We start from the raw sequence: 22,115 nt of genomic DNA on the forward strand, positions 1-22,115 counted from the left end.
CGGCGCGACCGGCCCGGAGCCGTCCTCGTCGTGGAGTCCGTGGCCGTCTTCATGGTCATGCTCGACAACCTCGCGATGAACAACGCGCTGCCGGACATCGGCAGTGACCTGACGGTGGGGGTCGGCGGCCTGGAGTGGGTGGTGGCCTCTTACACGCTGGTGCTGGCGGCCTTCCTGTTGCCGGGCAGCATCGTCGGCGAGCGGCTGGGGCGGCGCCGGGTGTTCCTCGCGGGTCTGGCGGCGTTCACCGTCGGGTCGGCGCTGGGCGCCACGGCGGACAGCTGGGCGGTGCTCGTCGCGGGGCGGGTCGTCCAGGGCGCGGGGGGCGCGGTGCTGCTGCCGTCCAGTGCGGCGCTGCTGCGGCAGGTGTTCCCGGAGGACGGTGCCCGGGCGAAGGCGCTCGGGCTGCGCGGGGCCGCGTCCGGGCTGGGGCTCGCCCTCGGCCCGGTGATCGGCGGTCCGCTCGTGGAGCGGTTCGGCTGGCACAGCGTGCTGCTCATCAACGTGCCGATCGGTGCGGGCCTGCTGGTGTTCGGCGCGCTGTCGCTGCCGCACGCGCCGGCGTCCCGTACCCGTTCCTGGGACCTGCCGGGACAGGCGCTGGCGGCCGCGGGCGTCGGCGGGCTGATCTTCGCGCTGATCCAGGGGCCCTCCGAGGGCTGGGCCGACCCGGCCGTCCTGACCGGTTTAGCCGCCGCCGTGCTGGCGCTGCCGGCGCTGACGGCCGTGGAACGGCGCTCATCCGACCCGATGCTCGACCTGTCCTTCTTCCGGGACCGGCCCTGCGCGGTGGCGGCGCTGGCCTGTTTCTCCACGAGTCTGGCCCTGTTCGGAGCGATCTTCTTCCTGTCGCTGTACCTCCAGTACGTCCTCGGCTGGTCGGCGGCCGGCGCGGGTCTCGTCTTCCTGCTGGCCTCCGCGTTCATCGTGGTCACCGGGCCGGTCGCGGGCCGGCTGTCGGCGCGCTGGAACGCCTTCCGGCCGCTGATGATCGGCGTCGCGCTGTGCCCGCTCGCGCTGGCGGGGCTCGGCCTGTACGGGGAGGGCGCGCGCTATGCCGAGTACTGCTGGGTGCTGCCGGTCATCGGGGTGTGCGTGAGCCTCACCTTCGTGCCGGTCAACGTCATCGTCGTGGAGCGGGTGCGCGGTCCCCGGGCCGGTATGGCCACGGCGATCGCCGAGATGCTGCGCGAACTGGGCGGCGTGACCGGTGTGGCGGCGCTCGGCGCGGTGCTCAACTCCCGCATGCGGGACTCCCTGCTGCGTCAGGCGGAGGCGGTCCTGCCGGCGGACCGGGCGGCCGCGCTGACCGACCGGACCCTCGCGCGCGGCCCGGCGGCGGCCCTCACGGGTTCCGGCGGCGGTGAGGTGCGCCACTGGTTCCGGGCCGCGTTCATCGACGGACTGCACGGAGCCCTGTACACGGGGGCCGTGGGCACCGCCGTGGTGGCGGTGTGCGCCTGCCTGATGCTCCGCACGGCGACGGCAGAGCCGGCGGACGAACCGAACGGCCTGGTGCAGCCGGCGGGATAGCACGGGTGCCAGCGTGTGCACGGGGCGTCGTGGCCGGGCGCGGCCGGTGCGCGGACCGCAGGATGGAGTCCGGGAGGATTCGGGGCGGCCGTGCGGCGGCCTGCCGTACGGCGCCGGTCCGCCGGTGTCCGCGGGAGGCAGGCGTGGAGTACGGCTCGGGCGTGGTCCTGCGTGACCTGTGGCACCGGCTGCCGGGCGCGGCCCGCTCGGCGTTGCTGCGCCGTGGCGCCGAGGCCGACCGGTGGGTGCTCGACGCGCTGCCGGGCCGCTGGGAGGCGTTGCGCCCGCTGGTCTTCGGCGAAGCGGAGTATTACCGGTTCGCGGGACTGGCGGCGGGCGTGCTGCGGTGCGCCCTGCTCGCCTGCGCGCGCCGGGCCGGTACCGCCGGCGAACTGTACGAGGCGCTGCGTGACCGCCGTGACCTGCGGCTGATGGACCCGGCGCAGCGGCTGTCCGCCGATGTGCTGCTGCGCATGGCCCGGCCCGACGCGCTCCTGGCCGGCGGCCGGCCCTGGTTCGTCGAGCTGAACGTCGGCCCGAACCTCTACGGCGTCCCGGGCCTGGAGGAGCGCGGCGCGGTGTTCGCCGGTGGCTGGCCCGACGGCACCCTGGCCGAACCACCCTCGACCCTGCGGGCGCGGGCCGCCGCGCTGGCCGGGACCGTACCGGTGTCCGGGGACGGGCACCGCCGGGTGCTCGTCCCCACCTGGCGGGCGGACTCGGGCATCGCGGTGAAGCTGGGCGGTGCCCGCGCGCTGCGCCGCTATCTGCGGCCGGCCGCGGAGGCCGCCGGGGCCGCGGGGCTGGCGGTGTCGGTGGCGGACCTGTCCGAGGTGCGCGGCGGCGCCGCGGGGCTGTGGGCGGGTGAGGACCGCGTCGACGTGGTCTTCAACCAGTTCGTCGGTGCGGTGGTGGCCGACGGCCCGGCGCTGGGCGTGCTGCGCGACGCGGTCCTGGCCGGCGGCGTGCGACTGTTCGTCCCCGAGGCGTCGTGCCTGCTCAGTGCCAAGCAGGTGCTGGCCTGGATGCACGAGGACCTGGACCTGTACGAGCCCGCGGACCGCGCGCTGATCGCGGGGCATGTGCCGTGGACGGCGTGGCTGGGCCCCGGGCAGAGTCCCGGGCACCGCCGGCGCGTCCTGGACCGGGCCGTGCGGGAACGGGCCGGTCTGATCGTCAAGCCGTCGTGCGGTCACGGAGGCGCGGGTTTCGTCGCCGGACACGAGGTGACCGCGCGGGACTGGCTCGGCCTGCTGACGCGGCGGTCACGGGAGGACACCCTCGTCGTCCAGCGCCGGCTCGTGCCGGACAGCACCTGGATGCACTTCCGGGGCTCCGACGGGAACCGTGCCGTGGCCCGGGTGCCCTTCGTCCTGTCCCCGTTCCTGCCGGGCGGCCGGGTCGCGGGCGCCTACGTCCGGCACGCGAGTCCCGACGCGGACCGCCCGGCCGCGCCCGTGAACACCGCGACGGGGGCGGTCTCCAACACGGTGCTGCTGCTGCGTGATCCGGGACGGCGGGTCCCGGGAGGCGGTGACTGAGGCAACGCGCAACCCCCAGGACGGCGGGGCCGGTTGGCCGTGGCTGAGGCAACACACAGCCCGGGACGGCGGAGCCGGGGGCCGTCGCGAGGAATGCCCGGCGCGGCCGGCTGGCCGTCGCGAGGAACGTCCGGCGGGGCCGTCACCGGCCCGTCGACCGTCGGCCCGTCGACCTGTCGACCCGTCGACCCGTCGACCCGTCGATCCATCGACCCGCAGGACCGCCGGCCGGTGGCGGCCTTGCCACCGGACCCGCCGTACCGGCATAGTGAGTTTGGAATTCCAACTCACTCCACCTCACGGGGAAGGGCGCCGACATGCCCGAGCGAGACACCGCGAAGCGAGCCCGGCAGCCGAGGCTGCCCGCCAAGCTGGCCGGCCATCCGTCCGTACAGGCCGTCCTCGCCCGCCGGGAGAGCGGTACGGCGGACCAGCCCTCGCCGGTGATCGACGCGGAGTGGCTGCGCCGGCTGTGCCTGGACGCGGGCGCCGACGACGCGGCCGCGGTGAGCCTCGACCACCCCGATCTCGCCGGGGAACGCGAGCACGTCCTCGCCGCGTTGCCGGGCGCCCGCACCCTCGTCTCGCTCGTCGTCCGGATGAACCGCGACAACTACCGCACGCCGGCCCGCAGTGTGGCGAACCAGGAGTTCCACCAGACCGACGAACAGGTCAACCACGCCGCCCGTACGGTCACCCGGGCGCTGCAGGACGCCGGCCACCGCGCGCTCAACCCGTCGGCCGGTTTCCCGCAGGAGATGGAGCGGTTCCCGGGCCGCATCTGGGTGGTGGCGCACAAGACGGTCGCCGTGGCGGCGGGCCTCGGCGTGATGGGTCTGCACCGCAACGTCATCCACCCGAAGTTCGGCAACTTCGTGCTGCTGGCCACCGTCCTGGTGGACGCGGAGGTGAGCGGGTACGGCCGGCCGCTGGACTACAACCCGTGCGTCGACTGCAAGTTGTGCGTCGCCGCCTGTCCCATCGGCGCCATCAAGAAGGACGGTGGCTTCGACTTCCTCGCCTGCGCGACGCACAACTACCGGGAGTTCATGAGCGGGTTCACCGACTGGGTGCAGACGGTGGCCGACAGCGAGGACGCCGCCGACTTCCGCTCCCGCGTCACCGACTCCGAGAACGCGTCGATGTGGCAGAGCCTGGCCTTCAAGCCGAGCTACAAGTCCGGTTACTGCGTGGCCGTCTGCCCCGGCGGGGAGGATGTGCTCGGCCCGTACCTCGACGACCGCAAGGAGTTCATGGACAGGGTGCTGCGCCCGCTTCAGGACAAGGTCGAGACGCTCTACGTCCTGCCGGGCTCCGAAGCGCAGCGGTACGCGGAGCGCCGCTTCCCGCACAAGCCCGCCAAGGAGGTCACCGGCGGCTGGCGGCCGCAGCCGCAGCCGCGGGAGGACCCGGCCTGACGGCGCGGACCTGGCGGCCCGGGGTCACCGGCCGGCCGGAACCGGTGACCTGGCGACCGGCCCGGCCGCCGCCGTCACGGGTGACCGTCGGGGCGTATGGCCGCGCCGACCCGCGCGGCCGTCTCGCGCAGCCAGATGTGGGCCGCGTCGTGGGTGTGGACCGGGTGCCACCACAGGGCCTCGCGCAGCGGCACCGTCTCGTACGGCGGCTCCACCACGCGGACGGCGGCGATCGGTGCCAGCAGGCGGGCGAGGCGCTCCTGCACCAGGGCGATCCGCCGCGTGCCGGCGACCAGCAGCGGCAGCAGCTGGAAACTGTCGACGGACACCTCGACCCGCGGTTCGATGCCGAGCATGCCGAGCTGGCGCACCGCCGGCGCGTCATAGGTGCGCTGGTAGGTCACCCAGGGCAGCCGGGCCAGGTCCCGCCGGGTGAGCCGGTCGCCGACGGCCGGGTGGTCGTCCGCGACGAGGAACACCCAGCGGTCGTCGTAGAGGTCGGTGGCCGGGAAGTCGCTGATCACGCCGTGCGGCATGAGCAGGCCGTCGGTGGCGCTCAGCAGCGTCGCGGTGTCGTCCACCACGGTGGGCGGGGTGTGGGTGAACCGCAGCCGGATGCCGGGCGCCTCCTCGTGCACCGCGCGGGCCAGCACGGTGCCGAAGACGGCGACCGCGTAGTCGGACGCGACCAGCTTGAACTCGCGGTTCTCCTTGGCCGGGTCGAAGTCGGCCTGGCTGGCGAAAAGGCGTTCCAGTACGTCGTAGGCGGTGGCGGTGCGATCCAGCAGGACCTGGCCGAGCGCGGTCAGCTCGTAGTGGCCGCCGACCCGGGCGAGCAGGTCGTCGTCGAAGTGCCGGCGCAGCCGGGAGAGGGCCGCGCTCATCGCCGGCTGGCTGAGGCCGACGCGCTGCCCGGCGCGGGTGACGTTGCGTTCCTCCAGCAGGGCACGCAGGGCGACGACGAGGTTGAGGTCCAGACTGGCCAGGTTCACGGAAGGTCCTCTTGCGGTACGGCGCCGACACGGCCGGCACCCCCGGCGGATAGACGCCGTGGATGCCGGCCGCCCGCGGAATCTCCCGACTCGATCGCGGGCCGGGGGTCCAGACTAGTCACCGCACGCCGAGGAACACACCTCGGGGAACCCGTCACAAGGAGCTTCTCGGGCGGCCGACGGTGGGCCGGGGGTCAGCGGCGCCGCAGGGAAGGGTCGAGCAGCGCGGGCGGGGTGTCGAACTTCTCGTGTGCGGCGAGGTCGGTGCCGGGGGCGACGATGGTGTCGATCGCGTCGAGCACGCCGGCCGGGAGCCGGGTGTCGGCGGCGGCGAGCTGGTCGCGCAGATGACCGAGGGTGCGGGGGCCGATGAGGGCGGCGGTCACGGCCGGGTGCGCGGTGACGAAGCCGAGGGCGAGCTGGATCATCGTCAGACCGGCCTCCTCGGCGACCTCGGCCAGCCGCTCGACGGCGTCGAGCCGGGCCCGGTTGGCCGGGACGCTCAGGTCGAAGCGCTCCGGCAGGATCGTCGCACGGTGGCCGGCGGCCTCCTGCCCCCTGCGCACCGCGCCCGACAGCCAGCCCGAGGCCAGGGGGCTCCAGGCCAGCACACCGAGTCCGTACTCCTCGGTGACGGGCAGGACGTCGGCCTCGATGCCCCGCTGGAGGATCGAGTAACTGGGCTGCTCGGTGACGTAGCGGCCCAAGTGATGGGCGCGGGCCGCCCATTGGGCCTGGACGATGCGGTAGGCGGGGAAGGTCGAGGAGCCGAAGTACCGGATCTTTCCGGCGCGTTGCAGGTCGGTGAGGGCCGACAGCGTCTCCTCGTCGGCGGTGGCCGGGTCCCAGCGGTGGATCTGGTAGAGATCGACGTGGTCGACACCGAGGCGGCGCAGGCTGTCGTCCAGCGCGGTGACCAGCCAGCGCCGCGAACCGCCCCGCCGGTTGGGGTCGTCGCCCATGGGCAGGGTCGCCTTCGTGGCCAGCACGATGTCGTCGCGGCGGCCGGCGATGGCCTTGCCGACCATCTCCTCCGACTCGCCGTCGCCGTACATGTCGGCGGTGTCGATGAGGTTGATCCCCGCCTCCAGGGCGGCGTCGACGATGGCGGTGGCCTCGTCCTGGGTGGTGCGCCCGATGGCGCCGAAGTTCATCGCGCCGAGCGCGAGGGTGCCGACCTGTACACCGGTACGGCCCAAGGTGCGGTACTGCATGCCTGTGACTCCTTATGCGAGCGGAGCGGAGGAAGCGGCTCCACTGGGGGCGCGCTTGGCTGCCGGGGCCCGCTCTGCCATGATGAGCAAGCGGAACCTCGTTCCGGAACGACGATACGGAACAGTGTTCCGTTTCCGCAAGAGGTGCCGGACATGGCGTTGGCGAAGGGAGCGCGTGGTGAAGGACAGCGGCGAGGGCACCGGGCGCGCGGCCCCGGCCCAGCGCAGGGACGCCCGGCGCAACAAGGAGACGCTGCTGGAGGCGGCCGCCGCGGTCTTCGTCGCCTCGGGCGTGGAAGCGCCGGTACGGGACATCGCGGCCAAGGCGGGCGTCGGGGTGGGCACGATCTACCGCCACTTCCCGACGCGGGCGGACCTCGTCATCGCGGTCTACCGGCACCAGGTCGAGGCCTGTGCGGAAGCCGGTCCCGCCTTGCTGGCCCAGAGCGCGACGCCGTATGCCGCGCTGCGGCAGTGGATCGGCCGCTTCGTCGACTTCCTGGTCACCAAGCACGGGCTGGCGGCCGTACTGCGGTCCGACAACGCCGGCTTCGAGGCGCTGCACGCCTACTTCCTGGACCGCCTGGTGCCCGTCTGCACCGAGCTGCTCCGGGCCGCGGCCGCGGCCGGTGAGATCCGCTCCGACGTCGAGGCGTACGCGCTGATGCGCGGCGTCGGGAACCTGTGCGCCGGCGCGGAGAGCGACCCGCACTACGACGCGCGCCGCCTGGTCGACCTCCTCGTCGCGGGACTGAGCCGCTCCGGCTGACCACCACCCGGCCGCACCGGCCGCACCGCCCGGGCCCCCGGACGGCGCGGCCGGCGGACCGGGGCGGCCGGCGGACCGGGGCGGCCGGCGGACCGGGGCGGCCGACGGGCCGGGGTGGCCGGACGGGCTCCCCGACTCCGAGGCGTCGTAGGCGAGTTGCCAACCCTCGCGGCGCGTTCCTAGCCCTTGCGGCGGTACACGACCAGATACGACACGTTGCCCACATCATGGGTGAAGACACCGACCCCGCCGAAGTCGGCCACCGGCGCCTCCTGTCCTTCGGGGAGCGCCTTCGGGGTGCCCGTGGCCAGCGCGAGCTGGACGGGGGCCGTGCTCCCGGTCAGACTCCCGTCCTTCGTCAGCGAGGTGCCGTAGGCGATGCCGTCGTCCGTGACGGAGCGGAAGCTGAGGGGCTTGCTGTCGTCGGTCTCCTCGAAGCAGTAGCCCTTCTTCGCCCCGAGGTCGAAGGCGAGGTGCTCGGAGACCAGATAGCGGCCGTTCGGGGAGAGCGCGGAGCCGGGGGCCTCCGCGGACGCGACGAACGGCTTGGCGCACAGCACGGACGCCTGGACCCGGCCGGTCCGGCCGTCGAGCACGGCCCACACGTTCTGGTCGTCTTCGTTCTTCTGCTCCCAGCGGGCGAGGAGGTGCCCGCCGGCGGCCGGCCATACCGCTCCGGTCGCGGGGTCGGCCCCGGCCGGCGCGATCCGGTCGTCGTCCCAGGAGCCGGGGATGCCGAACGCGCCCGCGCCCTCGTTCAGCACCACCGGGTCCCGGTCCGTCAGGGCGGCGATGTCGTTGCCGTAGGAACACGAGGAACAGCCGGGCGCCTTGAGGGAATCGGTGTCATAGGTGGTGGTGCGGCCCGTCACCACGTCGAGGGCGACCTTGCGCTTGTCCGTCACGGGTATCAGCAGCCTCTCCCCCGCTTCGGTGACACGGCCCGTGCCGTAGTCGGTCGCCGGAACCTCGGCATGGCGGGCGGGCGCCACCGCGTCGCCCGAGCCGTCGGCGGCGTAGACGTCCACGGCGTACACCTGCTTCGCCTTGGCCAGGGCGTCGCCGCCCTTCTTGCCCAGGGACCAGGTCACCAGGTACTCGGCGTCGCCGGCCGGGACGACGAACAGGCCGGGCGTGGCGCCCTCGGACAGGTCCGCGAACGGCTTTCCCGTCCAGCGGACGCGGCCGGTCACCGCGTCCCGGACGGTCACCCGGTACGCGGAGCCCGCGCCGGTCATCGTGGCGATCGCGCCGGCCTTCGGCAGCACGGCGTACGTGCCGAGCTGCTTGCCCGAGAGCTGCCAGCCCTGTGCGGTGTCGTAAGCGGCGGGCACGTCCAGCTTGAGCGAGGGCGCCGGTGCCGAGGTGTGCGTGGGAGGCTTGTCGCCGTGACCGGTGGGCTTCGTCCCCGCCGGCCCGTCCCCGCAGGCCGCGAGCGACCCCAGGGCCACGACGGCGACGGACGCCCTGACGAGTACCGATCTCATGCACTGTCCCTTCCGTTCCGGCGGAGGACAGCCCACGACCCGAACCGCCTCCCCCGATGGCGTGATCATGACCGAACACTACCGTCCGGGCCGCCATGCCCGCCCGCCCCGGCGAACGGTGCCGTCCGTCGTCAGTGCTCTGTGACGGTCTCCGTCTCCGCTTCGTACAGCCGGGCCGGATCGAAGCCCATCTCCGCGTAGTGGCCCGCGAGTTCGAGGGAGAGGACGCCGTGCAGCCGGGTCCAGAAGGCCAGGGCACGGCGCCGGGCCCGCGGCGGGGCCGGGTGTGCGCGGGCCCAGGCCCGGCGGCCGTCGCGATGCGCCTCCGGCGGTGCCGGCGGCCCGGCGGCGAGTGGTCCGGCGGTGCAGGCGTCGAGGACGACGGCCATGATCTCGGAGGTGATCCGGGTGGTGTCCTCGGGCGCATGGCGGCCGGGCAGCGGGGCGCCGTAGACGAGGAAGTAGCGCTGCGGGTCGGCCAGGGCCCAGGCGCGCAGGGCGTGCGCCAGGCCGCGCAGGTCGGCACCGGCCTCGGCGCGGGCGCGGAGGGTCTCGGCCAGGCCGCGGTAGGCGTCCCTGACCAGCTCGGCGATCAGGTCGTCCCGGCCGGCGAAGTACCGGTACAGCGCCGGTCCGCTCAGGCCCATCCGCTTGGCGATCGCGTTGAGGGAGAGGGCGGAGGCGCCGGCGGTGGCGATCTGCTCCCAGGCGTGTTTCTTGATCTCCTCCCGCACCTGGGCGCGGTACCGCTCCCGGGGCGTTCCCGTACCGGACCCGCCGGCCACCGTCTGCACGTTCCCGTTTCCCGTTTCTGAGTGATCGTCAGTTCGCTGGGGTTCGTTAGGGCATATCACGGGAGCTATCGGTCCTCGCGGCGCCACTTCGGTGCGCAGCGGGGAGCCCACACCGGCGGACGGTCCGCCCGGCGTACGCGGGCTCAGCGGCCGGCGGTGGTGCGGGTCTCGTGCGGGGCCGGCCGGCGGCGCGGCTCGCTGTCGTCGCGGAGGTCCTCCAGGAAGCCGCCCAGGGTGTCGGCGACCTCGTCCAGACTGCGGGCGCTGAAGAGGACCGGCTGGTAGCCGCGGATGTCGTAGGCGGTGGCGAGCATGGTGTCGATGTCCAGCGGGACGACGCGGGCCGCGGACAGCCGGCTCAGCTCGCCGTAGGAGGACAGCAGGGCCGCGCCGTACGCCTTGGGTGTCCCGCCTTCGTCCAGGACGCCGTACTCCAGTGTGAACCAGTACACGTCGCTGATCATCTGCAGGAGGTCCGCGCGGTCGACCCGTCGCGCCGCCTCGCCGATCAGACGGTAGATCCGGGCGAAGCCGGGCGAGGAGAGGTGGATGCCGTGGCCGAAGACGTCGTGGATGACGTCGGGTTCCGGGGTGAACAGCGGTACGGCCGGGTGACGGACGAACTGCACGGCGTGGAAGTAGCCGCCGGCCATCGAGCCCAGGAACCGCTTGTTCTCGACCACTCCCCCGGCGAGCGTGAAGTCGAAGCCGGTCAGCCGCCGCAGCCGGGCGCCGACCTCGGCGTGCTGCGGGATGTGGTCCGCGGGGATCGGGGCGTGTTCCCTGGCCTCCTGGACGGCGCGGCACGCGTGCTCGTCCTGGGCCTTCCACAGGGCCTGGTGGACGGTGCGCCAGGTCCTCTCCTCGCTCGGGCTGTAGCTGACCGGCGGAGAGGGGTCGCCGACCCGGTGGCCGCGGGCGCGCGCGGCGATCGCCTGACGCCGGAACAGGTAGTCCGGATCGCTGAGTCCCGGGTGCCGGCCGGCCTCGCCCAGCCGGCCGCCGGCCGTGACGGGGGTTCGCGCCTGTGTACCGCTCATGAACCGATCGTTCCTTCCCGGTCCTGGTCGGTCAGGTGGTACGCGGCCCGGGCGGACGCCGTGGTGCCGGCCGGCGCCGCCCCGGCGGCCGGCACGACGGCCGGGCCGGCGGCGGTGGCGCCGGAACCAGCGGTCCGGGGTGTCCGCCTCCGCGGTCGCCCCGAGCACCACCTGCGGGGTCCCGGATCACCGTGGCCGCGTCGCGGCGCCGGGTCCGGGTCCGACTGTTCGGCTTGCTGACTTGTTGTTCGGCTTGCTGACTCGTACGGAGCGCGCCGGAAGTGCCACACGCCCTCCGACGCCAGTTTCCCCTCGGCAGCGACGTTCGGCCACCGGCGCCGCGAAGCGGTACGCGGCGCCGACGGGGCGGTCACGTTCGGTACCTGTGAGCCCGGGGGCGGGGGGCGGGGGCGGGCACAGGGGTGCGGGGGCGGGACGCCGGGCGCCGGGCGCCGGGGCGACGAGGGGCCGGGGCGACGAGGGGCCGGGAGACCGAGAGGCTGGCAGACCGAGCGGCCGGGAGACTGGGAGGTCGGCGGACCGGGCGGCCGGGAAGTCGGGCGTCGGCAGGCCGGACGCCGGCAGACCGGGAAGCCGGGCGCCGGGCGCCGGGAAGCCGACAGGCCAGGAGATCGGGAGGCCGGGAAGCCAGGAGACCGACAGACCGACAGACCGGGTGGCCCGCGCGGCCGGGCGCCGGAGCAGTTCCCGTCGACCGGCGGAGCGCGGCGCGGCGCAGCCCGGGAGCGTGGGGCTAACGGGTGGGAGGCACCCAGGGAGGGAGCGGGAGACGGGGAACCCAGCCCCGGCCCGCGGTCTTCTGGCCGCCGCGCGGGGTTGCCCCTGACGCGCGGGTCAGGGTTTAGCGTGGCGCCTCCCCCGCCCCCCTGAGGAGGTCGCTCATGACATCGGTCGCGCATCAGGTCGGCCGTGAAGTACGGCTCGCCGCCGTCCCCGTGGGACTGCCGGTGCCCGCGGACCTCACCGTGGCCGAGGCCCCGGTGGGCCGGCCGGGCCCGGACCATGTCCTCGTGCGCAACCGGCACTTCCTGGTCTCCGCGGGCCTGCGCACCCTGCTCGGCGGAGCCGCGCGGGGCACTCCGGTGCCCGGCCTGCGCCCGGGCGACACGCTCATGGGACCGGCGGTCGGCGAGGTGGTCCGCGCGCCGCACGGCAGCGGGCTGCACCCCGGCGATCTGGTGACGCATCCGCTCGGCTGGCGCGAGTACGCCGTCGTACCCGTGGCGTGGTGCGGCCGGGTCGACCCGGCGCTGCCCGACCCGGTCGCCCAGCTCTCCTTCGGCTCCGCCGCCTACGGCGCGCTGACCCGGCTCACCGGAGTGCGCGAGGGAGATGTCGTCCTGGTCACCGGCGCCGCCGGCGGCGTGGGCTCGCTGGCCGGGCAGATCGCCCGGCTGCTGGGTGCCGCCCGGGTCATCGGGACCACCGGTACCGCCGGGAAGGCCGGGCGTCTCGTCGCCGAGCTGGGCTACGACGCGGTCCTGACGGCGGGTTCCTGGCGTGCGGCGGGGGACGCCGGGGACTCCCGGGCTGCGTATCGCGCGTTCGCCGGGCAGCTCGCCGAGGCCGCGCCGGACGGCATCGATGTGCTCCTCGACACCGTGGGCGGCGCGCAGCTCACCGCCGCGGTGGACGCCGCCCGGCCCGGCGCCCGGTTCGCGCTGGTCGGGGCGTTGTCCGGGCAGCTCGCGGCCGAGGGGGCCGGCGCCGCCGCACCGGTGGAGATCGACGCGTACCGGCTGGTCCTGATGGGAGCGTCGCTGGCGGGCTACATCGGCACCGCCCATCCCGGTGTGGAGGCGGAGTGGACCGCGCGGTTCGCCGCATGGCTGCGGTCCGGCCGGATCCGGTTCCCGCTGACGCGGGTCGCGGGCATCGGGCGGGCTCCGCAGGCGTTGCGGGAAGTGATGGAGGGGCAGCATGTCGGGGCGGTCGTCGTGGACGTGGCCGGCGATGGGTGACGGCCGCTGCCACGGACGGCGGGAGGCGGACAGCGTGCGGATCGGTGACGCGGCGGCGGCCGTGGGGGCGACGCCCCGGGCGTTGCGTTTCTACGAGCAGCGCGGACTTCTGCCCCCGCCGGCCCGTACGGGATCGGGGCAGCGGGATTACGGGCCCGGGGAACTCGCCGTGCTGCGCGTCATCCGGGCGCTGCTCGCGCTCGGACTCACGGTCGAGGACCTGCGGGCCGTCGCCGACCGGCTCCCGCTCCTCGCCGTGGCCCCGCCGGGCAGCGCCGGGTCGCCTGCCCGCGAAGGGTCCGCAGCGCCGGACGGCGAAGCGGAGGGCGTCGGCGCGGCGGTGGTGGAGCGGCGGATCGCCGCCCTGGACGCGGACATCGAGCGGCTGACGCGGCTGCGGGACGCCCTGAAGGCCGGCCTGACGGCCCCGCCCTGCGGACCGATCCCGTAGCCCGGGACCGCGCCGCGACTCAGTCCTCCGGCGTGGCCGGCGGCACCACCGCCCGGTGGTCGTCCACCGTGGCCGGTGCCACAGCCCGGTGATCATCCGGTGTGGCCGGTGGCACCGCGGCCCGATGGCCGTCCGGCGAGGCCGATGACACCACCGCCCGACGGTCGTCCGACGAGGCCGGTGGCACCGCGGCCCGGTGCTGGAGGCGCCGGGTCACCGCCCACAACAGCAGGGCGGCGCCGCTGAAGGACGCGCCCAGCACGGACACGCCGGACCAGCCCGCCGCCGCGTACACCAAGGAGGAGCCGGTGGCGCCGAGGGCGCTGCCGGCCGAGTAGAAGATCATGTAGCCGCCGATGATCCTGCTTCCTGCGTCCGGGCGGACCGCGTGGATGAGGGTCTGGTTGGTGACGTGCACGGCCTGCACGGCGAAGTCCAGCAGGACCGCGCCCACGGCGAGCGCCCACAGTGACTGCCGGGTGAACGCCAGCGGCAGCCACGACAGCGCGAGCAGGACCAGCGCGATGCCGGTGGTGCGCTGCGCGAGACCGCGGTCGTTCCAGCGGCCGGCGATGCCCGCGGCCAGCGCGCCGGCCGCTCCGGCGAGCCCGAACGCGCCGATCGCGGTGTGCGACAGCGACCACGGCGGGCTGCTGAGCGGCTGGACGACGCTGCTCCACAGCGTGCTGAAGGCCGCGAAGACGAAGAACGCCAGCCCGCCGCGGACCCGGAGCAGCGGCTGGCGGGCGAACAGCAGGACGGTCGACGCCAGCAGCCGCCGGTACGGCAGCGGGGCGGTAGGTGGCCGCCCGGCCGGCAGGGACCGGCGCAGGAGCACGGTGAGCGTGGCGGTCAGCGCGGCCGAGAAGAAGTACACGGCCCGCCATCCGGCCAGGTCGGCCAGGACGCCCGCCACCGTGCGCGCCAGCAGGATGCCGGTGATCACTCCGCTGGTGACCGATCCGACGACCCGCCCCCGGAAGGCCGGGGCGGTGAGGGAGGCCGCCGCGGCGACCATCGTCTGGGCCACGACGGCCAGCGCGCCGACCGCGACGAGCGCGGCGAGCAGCGCGGCGGTCGCGGGTGCCAGCCCGACCGCCAGCAGCGCGACGGCGAGCAGACCGAGCTGGAGCGTGATCAGCCGCCGCCGGTCGACCAGGTCGCCGAGCGGCACGAGCAGGAACAGGCCCGCCGCGTAGCCGAGCTGGGTGACGGTGACGATGGCGCCGAGCAGGCCGGAGCCGAGCGAGAAGCGCTCGCCGAGCGTGACCAGCAGGGGCTGGGCGAAGTAGACGGTGGCCACCGCGCTGCCGCAGGCGACGGCGAAGAGCAGGACCAGTCGGGCGGGCGGCGGCCCGGTCGGTGCGGGCGCGGCGGTCCCGGCCGTCCGGCCGCCGGCCGTGGAGCGGTGGCTCGGCATACGGCACCTTCCTTTCGGTGGTTGCAAGTTGCTACCGGTGGACTCTAGGGCGCACTGGTAGCATGTTGCAACCGAACGTTTCGCGTGGATGTCCGCCGCAGAAGTCCCCTACGGATGTCCCGCACCGCTGTCCCGCACGTCCCGCACGTCCCGCCCCGCTGTTCCGCGTGTCTCGCGCAGGAGGAGAGCCCGATGGTCGCCCGCACCCGGTTCGACGCCGACCCCTGCCCCGTCGCCCGCTCGATCGACGCCATCGGCGACTGGTGGTCCCTGCTGATCGTGCGCGACGCCTTCGACGGCAGCCGCCGGTTCGGGCAGTTCCAGCGCAGCCTGGGGATCGCCAAGAACATCCTCACCGCGCGGCTGCGCACGCTGGAGCAGGCCGGTGTGATCGAGACCGTGCCCGCCGCCGACGACAGTCCCTACCGGGAGTACGTCCTCACCGAGAAGGGCCGCGCCCTCTTCCCCGTCGTCGTCGCGCTGCGCCAGTGGGGCGAGGCCCACTGCTTCGCTCCCGGGGAGGCGCACTCGCGGCTCCTCGACCGCCGCGACGGGCGCCCGCTGAGCCCGCTGGAGATCCGCTCCGGTGACGGGCGTCCGGTCGGCCCGGACGAGACGGTGGTCGAAAAAATCACCCTCGCCGACGACACGGACTGAACCGGAGCGGCCGTGCCACCGCCGCGCGTCACAGTGGTCGCGACCTGTCTCGGGGCCTGCCCAGGGCAGGCCGTTGCCGGCGCCGGCGCCAGCCCTACGCGACGATGTGGCTGGACCCGGCCGCCCGAGGCTCCGGGCCGTCCAGGCAGCCCGGGCCGCCCTCGGCCAGCCGGCGGGCGATACAGGCCGTAATAGCCGGGACGACCCCGGTCATCTCCGGGCGCCAGCCCGGTACGGCGTTCACCTCGCAGAGGGTGTAGCCGTCCGGGGAGGTGAAGAGCAGGTCCACCCCGGCGATGTCCAGGCCGAGGACGCGCGCCGCCCGCACCGCCAGTTCCTCCGCCCGCGGATGGCGGCCCGTGCACACGGTGGCGGAGCCGCCCCGGGCGACGTTGGCGGTGAGGGCGCCGTCGTGGGAGGTGTGCAGGACCGTGCCCACCGGTGCGCCGTCGACCACGAGCACGCGCAGGGTACGGCCGTGGGAGGCGGCCACGTGCTCCTGGAACAGGAACGGCGTCTCCTGGCTGAGGCTGCCGGCCAGTTCGCGCAGCAGACGCGGGTCCCGGGCGAGGAAGACCTGTCCGCCCTTGGCGCCGCCGACCGACTTCACCACGCACGGGGCGTCCAGGTCCGGGCTGCGGACGACGCCTTCCAAGGGGGCCGTGGCGTAGGAGAGGGTGTCGGGCACCGGCAGCCCGGCCAGGGCGAGTTCCTGGAGCTGCCAGACCTTGTTGCGGGAGGTGAGCTGGGCGTCGAGCGGGTTGACGAGGGTGCTGCCCATGCGTGCGAGGTGCCGTAACAGGGTCACCTCGCGGTCGTCGCGCATGGGGCCCGCCACCTGCCGTACGCACACCACCCTGGGCGCGGGCACCTCCATGCCGCCCAGGGTGCGCAGAATCAACCGGCCGCCGTGCACGCCGAACAGCAGCTCGTCGGTGTGCCAGACCGCGAAGCGGGAGCCGTGGGCGCCGGCGAGCGCGGCCGCCAGTTCGCGTGTGGACCGGCGCAGTGCGGTCGGCCGGTGCCGTACCAGCAGCCACACGTCGGCGGGCGTCGGCCCGGCCTGGCGCCGCGCACCTGGTACGGCATGGTGCTGATCGACCACTCCGGCTCCTCCGCCGCCTCGCCGCCCACCACCGGCGGGCCGTCGACGGGTCAGTCTCGCAGTTGGGTGGTCACGGTGTCAGGCGTGTGGAGCGGCCGACCTCCGCGCCGGGGCCGGTCCGGCGGAGCGGGGACCGGCGTGCCGCTCGGGAGCGGGAGCCCTTGGTACCGGCCGTGGGCGGCCTCAGCGTTTCAGGCCGTAGAAGCGCATCGGCGAGTTCGGCCGGAAGCCGATCCGCGGGTACACCGGGGCCCCGGCCGCCGTCGCGTGGAGTGTGGCGCGGGTCAGGCCGGTCGCCCGGGCGCCCTCGTACAGGGCCTTGCGCGTCACCGCCTCGCCGTAGCCCCTGCGCTGCCCTTCCGGCGCCGTGGCGACGAGGGCGACGAAGAGCCTGCCGTCCGCCTCCACCGTCGCGGCGCAGGTCACCGGGACACCGTCGCGCAGGCCGAGGTAGGCGTGCACGCCGTCCTTCCACAGCCGGGACCCGAGGAGTCCGTCGCGGCCGTCTGCCAGTGGGAACCCGTAGGCGCGCGCGTTCAGGTCCGCGTACGCCCGGAGGTGTTCGTCGGTGGTGACGCGTACGAACGTCAGCTCGGGGTGGGCCGGTTCGGGCAGCGGGAGGAAGTCGCCGGCCATGCCGGTGCCGGGGAAGGCGTAGGCGAGCCCCGCCTTCTCCGCCGCCGTCTCCACCTGTGCGCGTGCCTCGGCACCGAGGAGGTCTTCGAAGAGCCACAGGAACCCGGGGTGGCGTTTCGCGCGCATGAGGTCCGCCGCCTGGCACAGGCGTTCCTGGAGGAGCGCGGGATCCGCGTCCACGTCCGTCAGGGTGACGCAGTTCCAGAACGCGAACCGGCAGTCGGCCCAGCGGACGGCGATGCCCGGCAGGTCCCGCACATCGGCGTCCGGATCGCGGTCGAGCACCATGGCCCGCCAGACCAGGGCGAGTTGCTCCATCGATTCGACCGACTCCGTACGATCCGTCATCTGCTCCCCCTGGGGGCGGCGAGGTCTGGTGGGCCCACCCAGTCATACGGCACCGGCCCGGGTGATGTCCCGGATCGGCACACTGTGCGGGCGCCGTTTCCGCGGCCTGTGCCCGGCCCGTTCCGACGGGCGGTCAGGCCGCGAGGACACGTGCCGCTCCGGTGCCGGCGGCCGTGCCCCGGCTTTCCCTGCCCACACACCGGCCGTCGATGCCCTGAATCCGCCGGTGACACGGGCCGCTCAGTGCCCCGCAGCCGCCGACGGCACGGGACGCTCTTCGGTGGCCAGGCAGACGGCGAGCGCCGCGATGTCGTCCTGGAGGCGGTCGCCGCTGTAGTCCAGCAGGTCGTGGTGGAGCTGTTCGAGGAGCCGCCGGGGCGGCAGGCGGCTCCACGCGCCGAGGCGCTCCAGGAGGGGATAGAAGGCGCCGTCCGGGGCGCGGGTCTCCGTGATGCCGTCCGTGTACAGCAGCAGTTGGTCGCCCGGGAGGAAGGAGTACTGGTCCATGTGGTACGGCTCCCCGTCCAGCATCCCCAGGTTGAGCGGCGGGGCCGGCCGTCCGCTGTCCAGTTCGCGCACCTCGCCCGAGCGGATGAGGACGGGCGGCGGGTGGCCGCAGTTGACCACGCGGAGCAGCGGACGCCCGGCGGAGATCTCGACGAAGACGGCGGTGACGAACCGTTCGCCCACCTCGCTCCCGCCCAGCAGGGCGGCCCTGCGGTTCATGCTCGTCTCCACCCGGTCGGCCAGCGCGGGCAGCGCGGGTTCGTCGTGCGCCGCCTCGCGGAACGCGCCGAGCAGCGCCGCGGCGGTCTCCACCGCGAGCAGGCCCTTGCCCCGGACATCACCGATGACCAGCCGGACGCCGTACCGGGTGGGGACGGCCTCGTACAGATCGCCGCCGATACGGGCCTCCGCCGCGGCCGACAGGTACAGGCTGTGCAGGAGGAGATCACCGATCCGGTGCGGCACGGGCCGCAGCAGGACCCGCTGGGCGATGTCGGCGACGAAGCGCACGTCGGCCAGCGTGCGCTCGCGGTGGACGCGGTGCGCGGCCAGGACGGTGCCGAGGGCGCCCACCAGGGTGGTGCAGACGTAGTCGGCGACGTAGTGGCGGTCCCACAGATAGCCGACGGCCCGGCCCGCGCAGCACGGGGTGCCGGCCAGGACGCCCTCCAGGGCGACGGCGAACACCGTGGCGCCGGCGACGACGGCGGGCCCGTGGGCGAACGCGGTCACCAGCGGCAGGACCACCAGCACGAAGCTCACCGGCCACTGGACGGGCGTCAGCGGCTCCAACAGCAGGACGGCGGCGACGTACAGGACCGGCAGCCACCGCAGCCACGCGGGAGGCGCCGGCAGCCGTGTCCGCGCGCCGGCGCCGTCCTCCGGCTCCCGACCGGTATGTCCAGCCCTCCTCGGCCTACGTGGTCCTCGCACACGGACTCCTGTCACGGGAACTCGACAAGGTCCCCAGCCTGGTCCGCCGGGCCCCGGCACTCCGGTCATTGCTCCACTCCACGGCATGTTCCGTGACGGAGCGTGACGGGCGGGGCGGCGACGCCGGACCGCGTTCCGCAGCGCTCGCCGAGCGCCGTCCAGAGCCGTCAAACGAGCACGGGGCGGGGCGGGGCCGTCGCGAGGGCGGGGCGGGCCGCTGTCCGACCGGGTGCCGGGTGCCGGACGCCGACCGTGGCCGGCGCGGACGGCGAGGCCACCGGACGTGAGCAGTGACCGGCGCGGACGGCGCAGCCGCCGGACGCGACCGTGCCCGGCGCCCGGCGCCCGGCACCCGGGCAGCCGTGCCCGGTTTCCCGCGGGCGGGCCGGGCGTGGGGTGAGCCCGGTCGCCGCGGGCGGGCTCGCAGCGGTCGCCGGGCACGGAGTTCCAGTGCTAGAAAAGGGAGATGAGCGGACGTTTCCGCCGCCCATGGGCGAGATCGGCGCCGCCGTCCGGCACCCGGTGGCCCTCCGGTCCGTCCCGCGGCCGGGGGCCGTGGCCGCGCCGCCGGCGCCGTCTGCCGTCGTCCCTGAGCGTCCGCACGCTCGCCGCGCAGGTCTTCGTGCTCCAGGCGCTGATCATGCTGTTGCTGGTGGCGGTGGGGGCCACCGCCCTGGCGGTGCAAGGGCTGTACGACGCCGAGCGCGACGCCGCGGACCGGTCGCTGGCCGTGGCCGAGTCCTTCGCGCACGCTCCCGGGACCACGTCGGCGCTGCGCTCGCCGGATCCGACGGCCCGGCTGCAAGACCAGGCGGAGCAGGTGCGCAAGGGTTCCGGCGTCGACTTCGTGACCGTCCTGGACCGGCACGGCGTCCGGCTCACCGACTCCGACCCCACCCTGATCGGCACCAAGGCCCAGGGGGTGGGCCGGGCCGCCATGGGAGAGACGTTCACCGAGACCTACCACGGCCGGCCGGCCGACGCCGTGCGCGCGGTGGTCCCCGTGCTGGACGCGAGCAGACGCGTGGTCGGCATGGTCAGCGCGGGGATCGAGTACGCCAATGTGGGTGACGTGCTGAGACGGCAGCTGCCCCTGCTGCTCGGCGCCGCGGCGGGCACCCTCGTCCTGGCGACGGGCGGCGCGGCCCTGGTCAGCCGCCGGCTGCTGCGGCAGACCCACGGGCTGGGCCCGGCCGAGATGACCCGGATGTACGAACACCACGACGCCGTGCTGCACGCGGTGCGCGAGGGCGTGCTGATCGTCGGCGGCGACGGGCGCGTCCTGCTCGCCAACGACGAGGCACGACGGCTGCTGGACCTGCCGGCGGACGCCGACCGGCGGCAGGTGCGGGAGCTGGCGCTCGGACCGGACCTGACCCGGTTGCTGGCGGCGGGCGAGAGCGCGTCCGACGAGGTCGTCCGGGCCGGGGACCGGCTGCTGGCGGTGAACATCCGGCCCACCGCCCCCTACGGCGGCGAGCAGGGGTTCGTGGTCACCCTCCGGGACAGCACGGAGCTGCGGGCGCTGTCCGGGCAGGCCGAGGTGGCGCGGGGCCGGCTGTCGTTCCTGTACGAGGCGGGTGTACGGATCGGCACCACGCTCGATGTGCGGCGCACCGCCGAGGAGCTGTCCGAGGTGGCGGTGCCGCGCATGGCCGACTTCGTCACCGTGGAACTGCTCGACGCCGTGCTGCGCGGCGAGGAGCCCACGGGCGCGGTGCACGAGATGCGGCGCACCGCGCTGCGCGCCTCGCGCCCGGGGCATCCCTTGCAGCCGGTGGGCGAGGTGATCCGGTTCGTGATGGCCGACACCCCGATGGCGGCAGCCCTGCGCCGCGGCAAGGCCGTCCTCGTGCCGGACCTGCGCACCGCCCGGGACTGGCGGGCCCAGGACCCCGGCGGGGGCCGGCGGACCCTGGACTACGGCATCCACTCGCTGATCACGGTGCCGCTGCGGGCGCGCGGGGTGGTCCTCGGCATGGCGGACTTCTGGCGGGGCGCGGGCTCCCCCCGGTTCGACGAGGAGGACGTCGCGGTGGCCGAGGAGCTGGTGGCCCGGGCCGCCGTGGCGATCGACAACGCCCGCCGGTTCTCCCGCGAGCACGCCATGGCGGTGACGCTGCAACGCAGCCTGCTGCCCGTGGGCCTGCCGGAACAGGACGTCCTGGAGATCGCCTCGCGCTATCTGCCGGCGCGCTCCGGGGTGGGCGGGGACTGGTTCGACGTCATCCCGCTGCCCGGGTTCCGGGTGGCCCTGGTCGTCGGCGACATCGTCGGGCACGGGATGCAGGCCGCGGTGACCATGGGCCGGTTGCGCACGGCGGTGCTGAACTTCTCCTCCCTGGACCTCGCCCCCGACGAGCTGCTGGGGCACCTGGACGAGATGGTGACCTGGCTGGACACGCAGACCGCGACCGCCGAGGACGACGACCACGTCCCGCTCACCGGCGCCACCTGCCTGTACGCCGTGTACGACCCGGTCGGCGGGCGCTGCACCCTGTCCCGCGCCGGGCATCTCGCGCCCGCCGTGGCGGACCCCGAGGGCCGGGTGACCTTCCCGGAGCTGCCGTTGTCCCCGCCGCTGGGCGTGGGCGGGCACCCGTTCGAGTCGGGTGAGCTGGTGCTGCCCGAGGGCAGCCGTCTCGTCCTGTTCACCGACGGCCTGATCGAGAGCCGCGGCCGGGACGTCGACGAGGGCCTGACGCTGCTCTCCTCGACCGTCGCCCAGGCGGACCGGTCACCGGAGGAGACCTGCCGGGCCCTCGTGGAGCGGATGCTGCCGGAGCATCCCAGCGACGACGTGGCCCTGCTGGTGGCCCGGACCCGGCTGCTGAAACCGTCGTGCGTGGCGACCTGGGACGTGCCGTTCGACGTGACGGCGGTGCCCCGCGTACGGGGCGAGGTGAGCCGGCGGCTCGCCGACTGGCAACTGGAGGAGACGGCGTTCGCCACGGAGCTGATCCTCAGCGAACTCCTCACCAACGCGCTGCGCTACGGCGCCCCGCCCGTACGGGTCCGGCTGCTGCTGGGCCGCACGCTGGTGTGCGAGGTGTCGGACGGCAGCAACACCTCGCCCCGGCTGCGCCACGCGGCCAGCACGGACGAGGGAGGCCGCGGCCTGTTCCTCGTCTCCCGGTTCGCGGACCTGTGGGGGACCCGTTACGCGCCGCGGGGCAAGGTCATCTGGGCCGAACAGACCCTGGACCGCACCCCGGAACCGGACCCTTCCGTCCTCTTCGACCTCGACGTCATGGGTCTGTGAGGCGGCCTCGACGTCATGGGGCGGTG

At 74.7% G+C, this 22,115-nt stretch carries 17 protein-coding genes; 8 read left to right on the forward strand and 9 right to left on the reverse strand.

Annotated features, from left to right (window positions below; all coding sequences use genetic code 11):
- The first annotated feature begins 30 nt into the window (after nt 1-30).
- From ACZ4SV_RS28460 to ACZ4SV_RS28470, 3 genes are all read left to right on the forward strand, one after another.
- Complete coding sequence (locus tag ACZ4SV_RS28460; RefSeq protein ID WP_468007535.1) at nt 31-1,533, forward strand: MFS transporter; 1,503 nt, start codon at nt 31-33, stop codon at nt 1,531-1,533.
- Nucleotides 1,534-1,676: 143 nt separating this feature from the next.
- Nucleotides 1,677-3,074, forward strand: coding sequence for a hypothetical protein (locus ACZ4SV_RS28465; protein ID WP_468007537.1), 1,398 nt, complete (start codon nt 1,677-1,679; stop codon nt 3,072-3,074).
- A gap of 317 nt (nt 3,075-3,391) precedes the next feature.
- On the forward strand, nt 3,392-4,492 hold the full coding sequence (locus tag ACZ4SV_RS28470; RefSeq protein WP_468007539.1) for a 4Fe-4S binding protein: 1,101 nt from the start codon (nt 3,392-3,394) through the stop codon (nt 4,490-4,492).
- Nucleotides 4,493-4,566: 74 nt separating this feature from the next.
- Here the strand turns inward: ACZ4SV_RS28470 and ACZ4SV_RS28475 are convergent, their stop codons facing one another.
- Entirely contained in the window at nt 4,567-5,484 is a 918-nt protein-coding gene (locus tag ACZ4SV_RS28475; RefSeq protein ID WP_365883671.1) for a LysR family transcriptional regulator, read from the reverse strand.
- 194 nt (nt 5,485-5,678) lie between these two features.
- The gene (locus ACZ4SV_RS28480; RefSeq protein ID WP_468007541.1) at nt 5,679-6,698 is read right to left on the reverse strand and encodes an aldo/keto reductase; all 1,020 of its coding nucleotides are present in this window, start codon (nt 6,696-6,698) and stop codon (nt 5,679-5,681) included.
- A 178-nt stretch (nt 6,699-6,876) separates the two neighbouring features.
- On the opposite strand from ACZ4SV_RS28480, the gene ACZ4SV_RS28485 reads away from it, so the two are divergent.
- Nucleotides 6,877-7,467: a TetR/AcrR family transcriptional regulator gene (locus ACZ4SV_RS28485; RefSeq protein WP_397941074.1), complete on the forward strand. Its 591-nt coding sequence runs from the start codon at nt 6,877-6,879 to the stop codon at nt 7,465-7,467.
- 179 nt (nt 7,468-7,646) lie between these two features.
- On the opposite strand, the gene ACZ4SV_RS28490 is transcribed toward ACZ4SV_RS28485, so the two are convergent.
- The 3 genes from ACZ4SV_RS28490 to ACZ4SV_RS28500 form a co-directional block, all read right to left on the reverse strand.
- Entirely contained in the window at nt 7,647-8,954 is a 1,308-nt protein-coding gene (locus ACZ4SV_RS28490) for a hypothetical protein (protein WP_468007543.1), read from the reverse strand.
- A 131-nt stretch (nt 8,955-9,085) separates the two neighbouring features.
- Entirely contained in the window at nt 9,086-9,748 is a 663-nt protein-coding gene (locus tag ACZ4SV_RS28495; protein WP_468007545.1) for a TetR/AcrR family transcriptional regulator, read from the reverse strand.
- A gap of 143 nt (nt 9,749-9,891) precedes the next feature.
- Entirely contained in the window at nt 9,892-10,788 is an 897-nt protein-coding gene (locus ACZ4SV_RS28500) for a phenylalanine 4-monooxygenase (protein ID WP_468007547.1), read from the reverse strand.
- Nucleotides 10,789-11,690: 902 nt separating this feature from the next.
- Between ACZ4SV_RS28500 and ACZ4SV_RS28505 the strand changes: the two genes are divergently transcribed.
- Nucleotides 11,691-12,770: an MDR family NADP-dependent oxidoreductase gene (locus ACZ4SV_RS28505; RefSeq protein WP_468007549.1), complete on the forward strand. Its 1,080-nt coding sequence runs from the start codon at nt 11,691-11,693 to the stop codon at nt 12,768-12,770.
- 34 nt (nt 12,771-12,804) lie between these two features.
- Entirely contained in the window at nt 12,805-13,221 is a 417-nt protein-coding gene (locus ACZ4SV_RS28510) for a MerR family transcriptional regulator (RefSeq protein WP_468007551.1), read from the forward strand.
- Between the two features lie 19 nt (nt 13,222-13,240).
- On the opposite strand, the gene ACZ4SV_RS28515 is transcribed toward ACZ4SV_RS28510, so the two are convergent.
- Entirely contained in the window at nt 13,241-14,641 is a 1,401-nt protein-coding gene (locus ACZ4SV_RS28515; RefSeq protein WP_468007553.1) for an MFS transporter, read from the reverse strand.
- 192 nt (nt 14,642-14,833) lie between these two features.
- On the opposite strand from ACZ4SV_RS28515, the gene ACZ4SV_RS28520 reads away from it, so the two are divergent.
- Nucleotides 14,834-15,298, forward strand: a complete 465-nt coding sequence (locus ACZ4SV_RS28520) for a winged helix-turn-helix transcriptional regulator (RefSeq protein WP_397942053.1) — start codon at nt 14,834-14,836, stop codon at nt 15,296-15,298.
- Between the two features lie 94 nt (nt 15,299-15,392).
- On the opposite strand, the gene ACZ4SV_RS28525 is transcribed toward ACZ4SV_RS28520, so the two are convergent.
- The 3 genes from ACZ4SV_RS28525 to ACZ4SV_RS28535 all read right to left on the reverse strand — a co-directional run bounded on the left by ACZ4SV_RS28525 (nt 15,393) and on the right by ACZ4SV_RS28535 (nt 18,728).
- Entirely contained in the window at nt 15,393-16,403 is a 1,011-nt protein-coding gene (locus tag ACZ4SV_RS28525; RefSeq protein ID WP_468007555.1) for a RimK family alpha-L-glutamate ligase, read from the reverse strand.
- 183 nt (nt 16,404-16,586) lie between these two features.
- A complete protein-coding gene (locus tag ACZ4SV_RS28530; RefSeq protein ID WP_468007557.1) occupies nt 16,587-17,387 on the reverse strand; it encodes a GNAT family N-acetyltransferase in 801 nt (266 codons plus the stop codon).
- Between the two features lie 240 nt (nt 17,388-17,627).
- On the reverse strand, nt 17,628-18,728 hold the full coding sequence (locus tag ACZ4SV_RS28535) for a PP2C family protein-serine/threonine phosphatase (protein WP_397942238.1): 1,101 nt from the start codon (nt 18,726-18,728) through the stop codon (nt 17,628-17,630).
- 565 nt (nt 18,729-19,293) lie between these two features.
- On the opposite strand from ACZ4SV_RS28535, the gene ACZ4SV_RS28540 reads away from it, so the two are divergent.
- A complete protein-coding gene (locus tag ACZ4SV_RS28540) occupies nt 19,294-22,089 on the forward strand; it encodes a SpoIIE family protein phosphatase (RefSeq protein ID WP_468007559.1) in 2,796 nt (931 codons plus the stop codon).
- Nucleotides 22,090-22,115 lie beyond the last annotated feature (26 nt).

It is taken from the genome of Streptomyces sp. NPDC027672 (assembly GCF_055566335.1).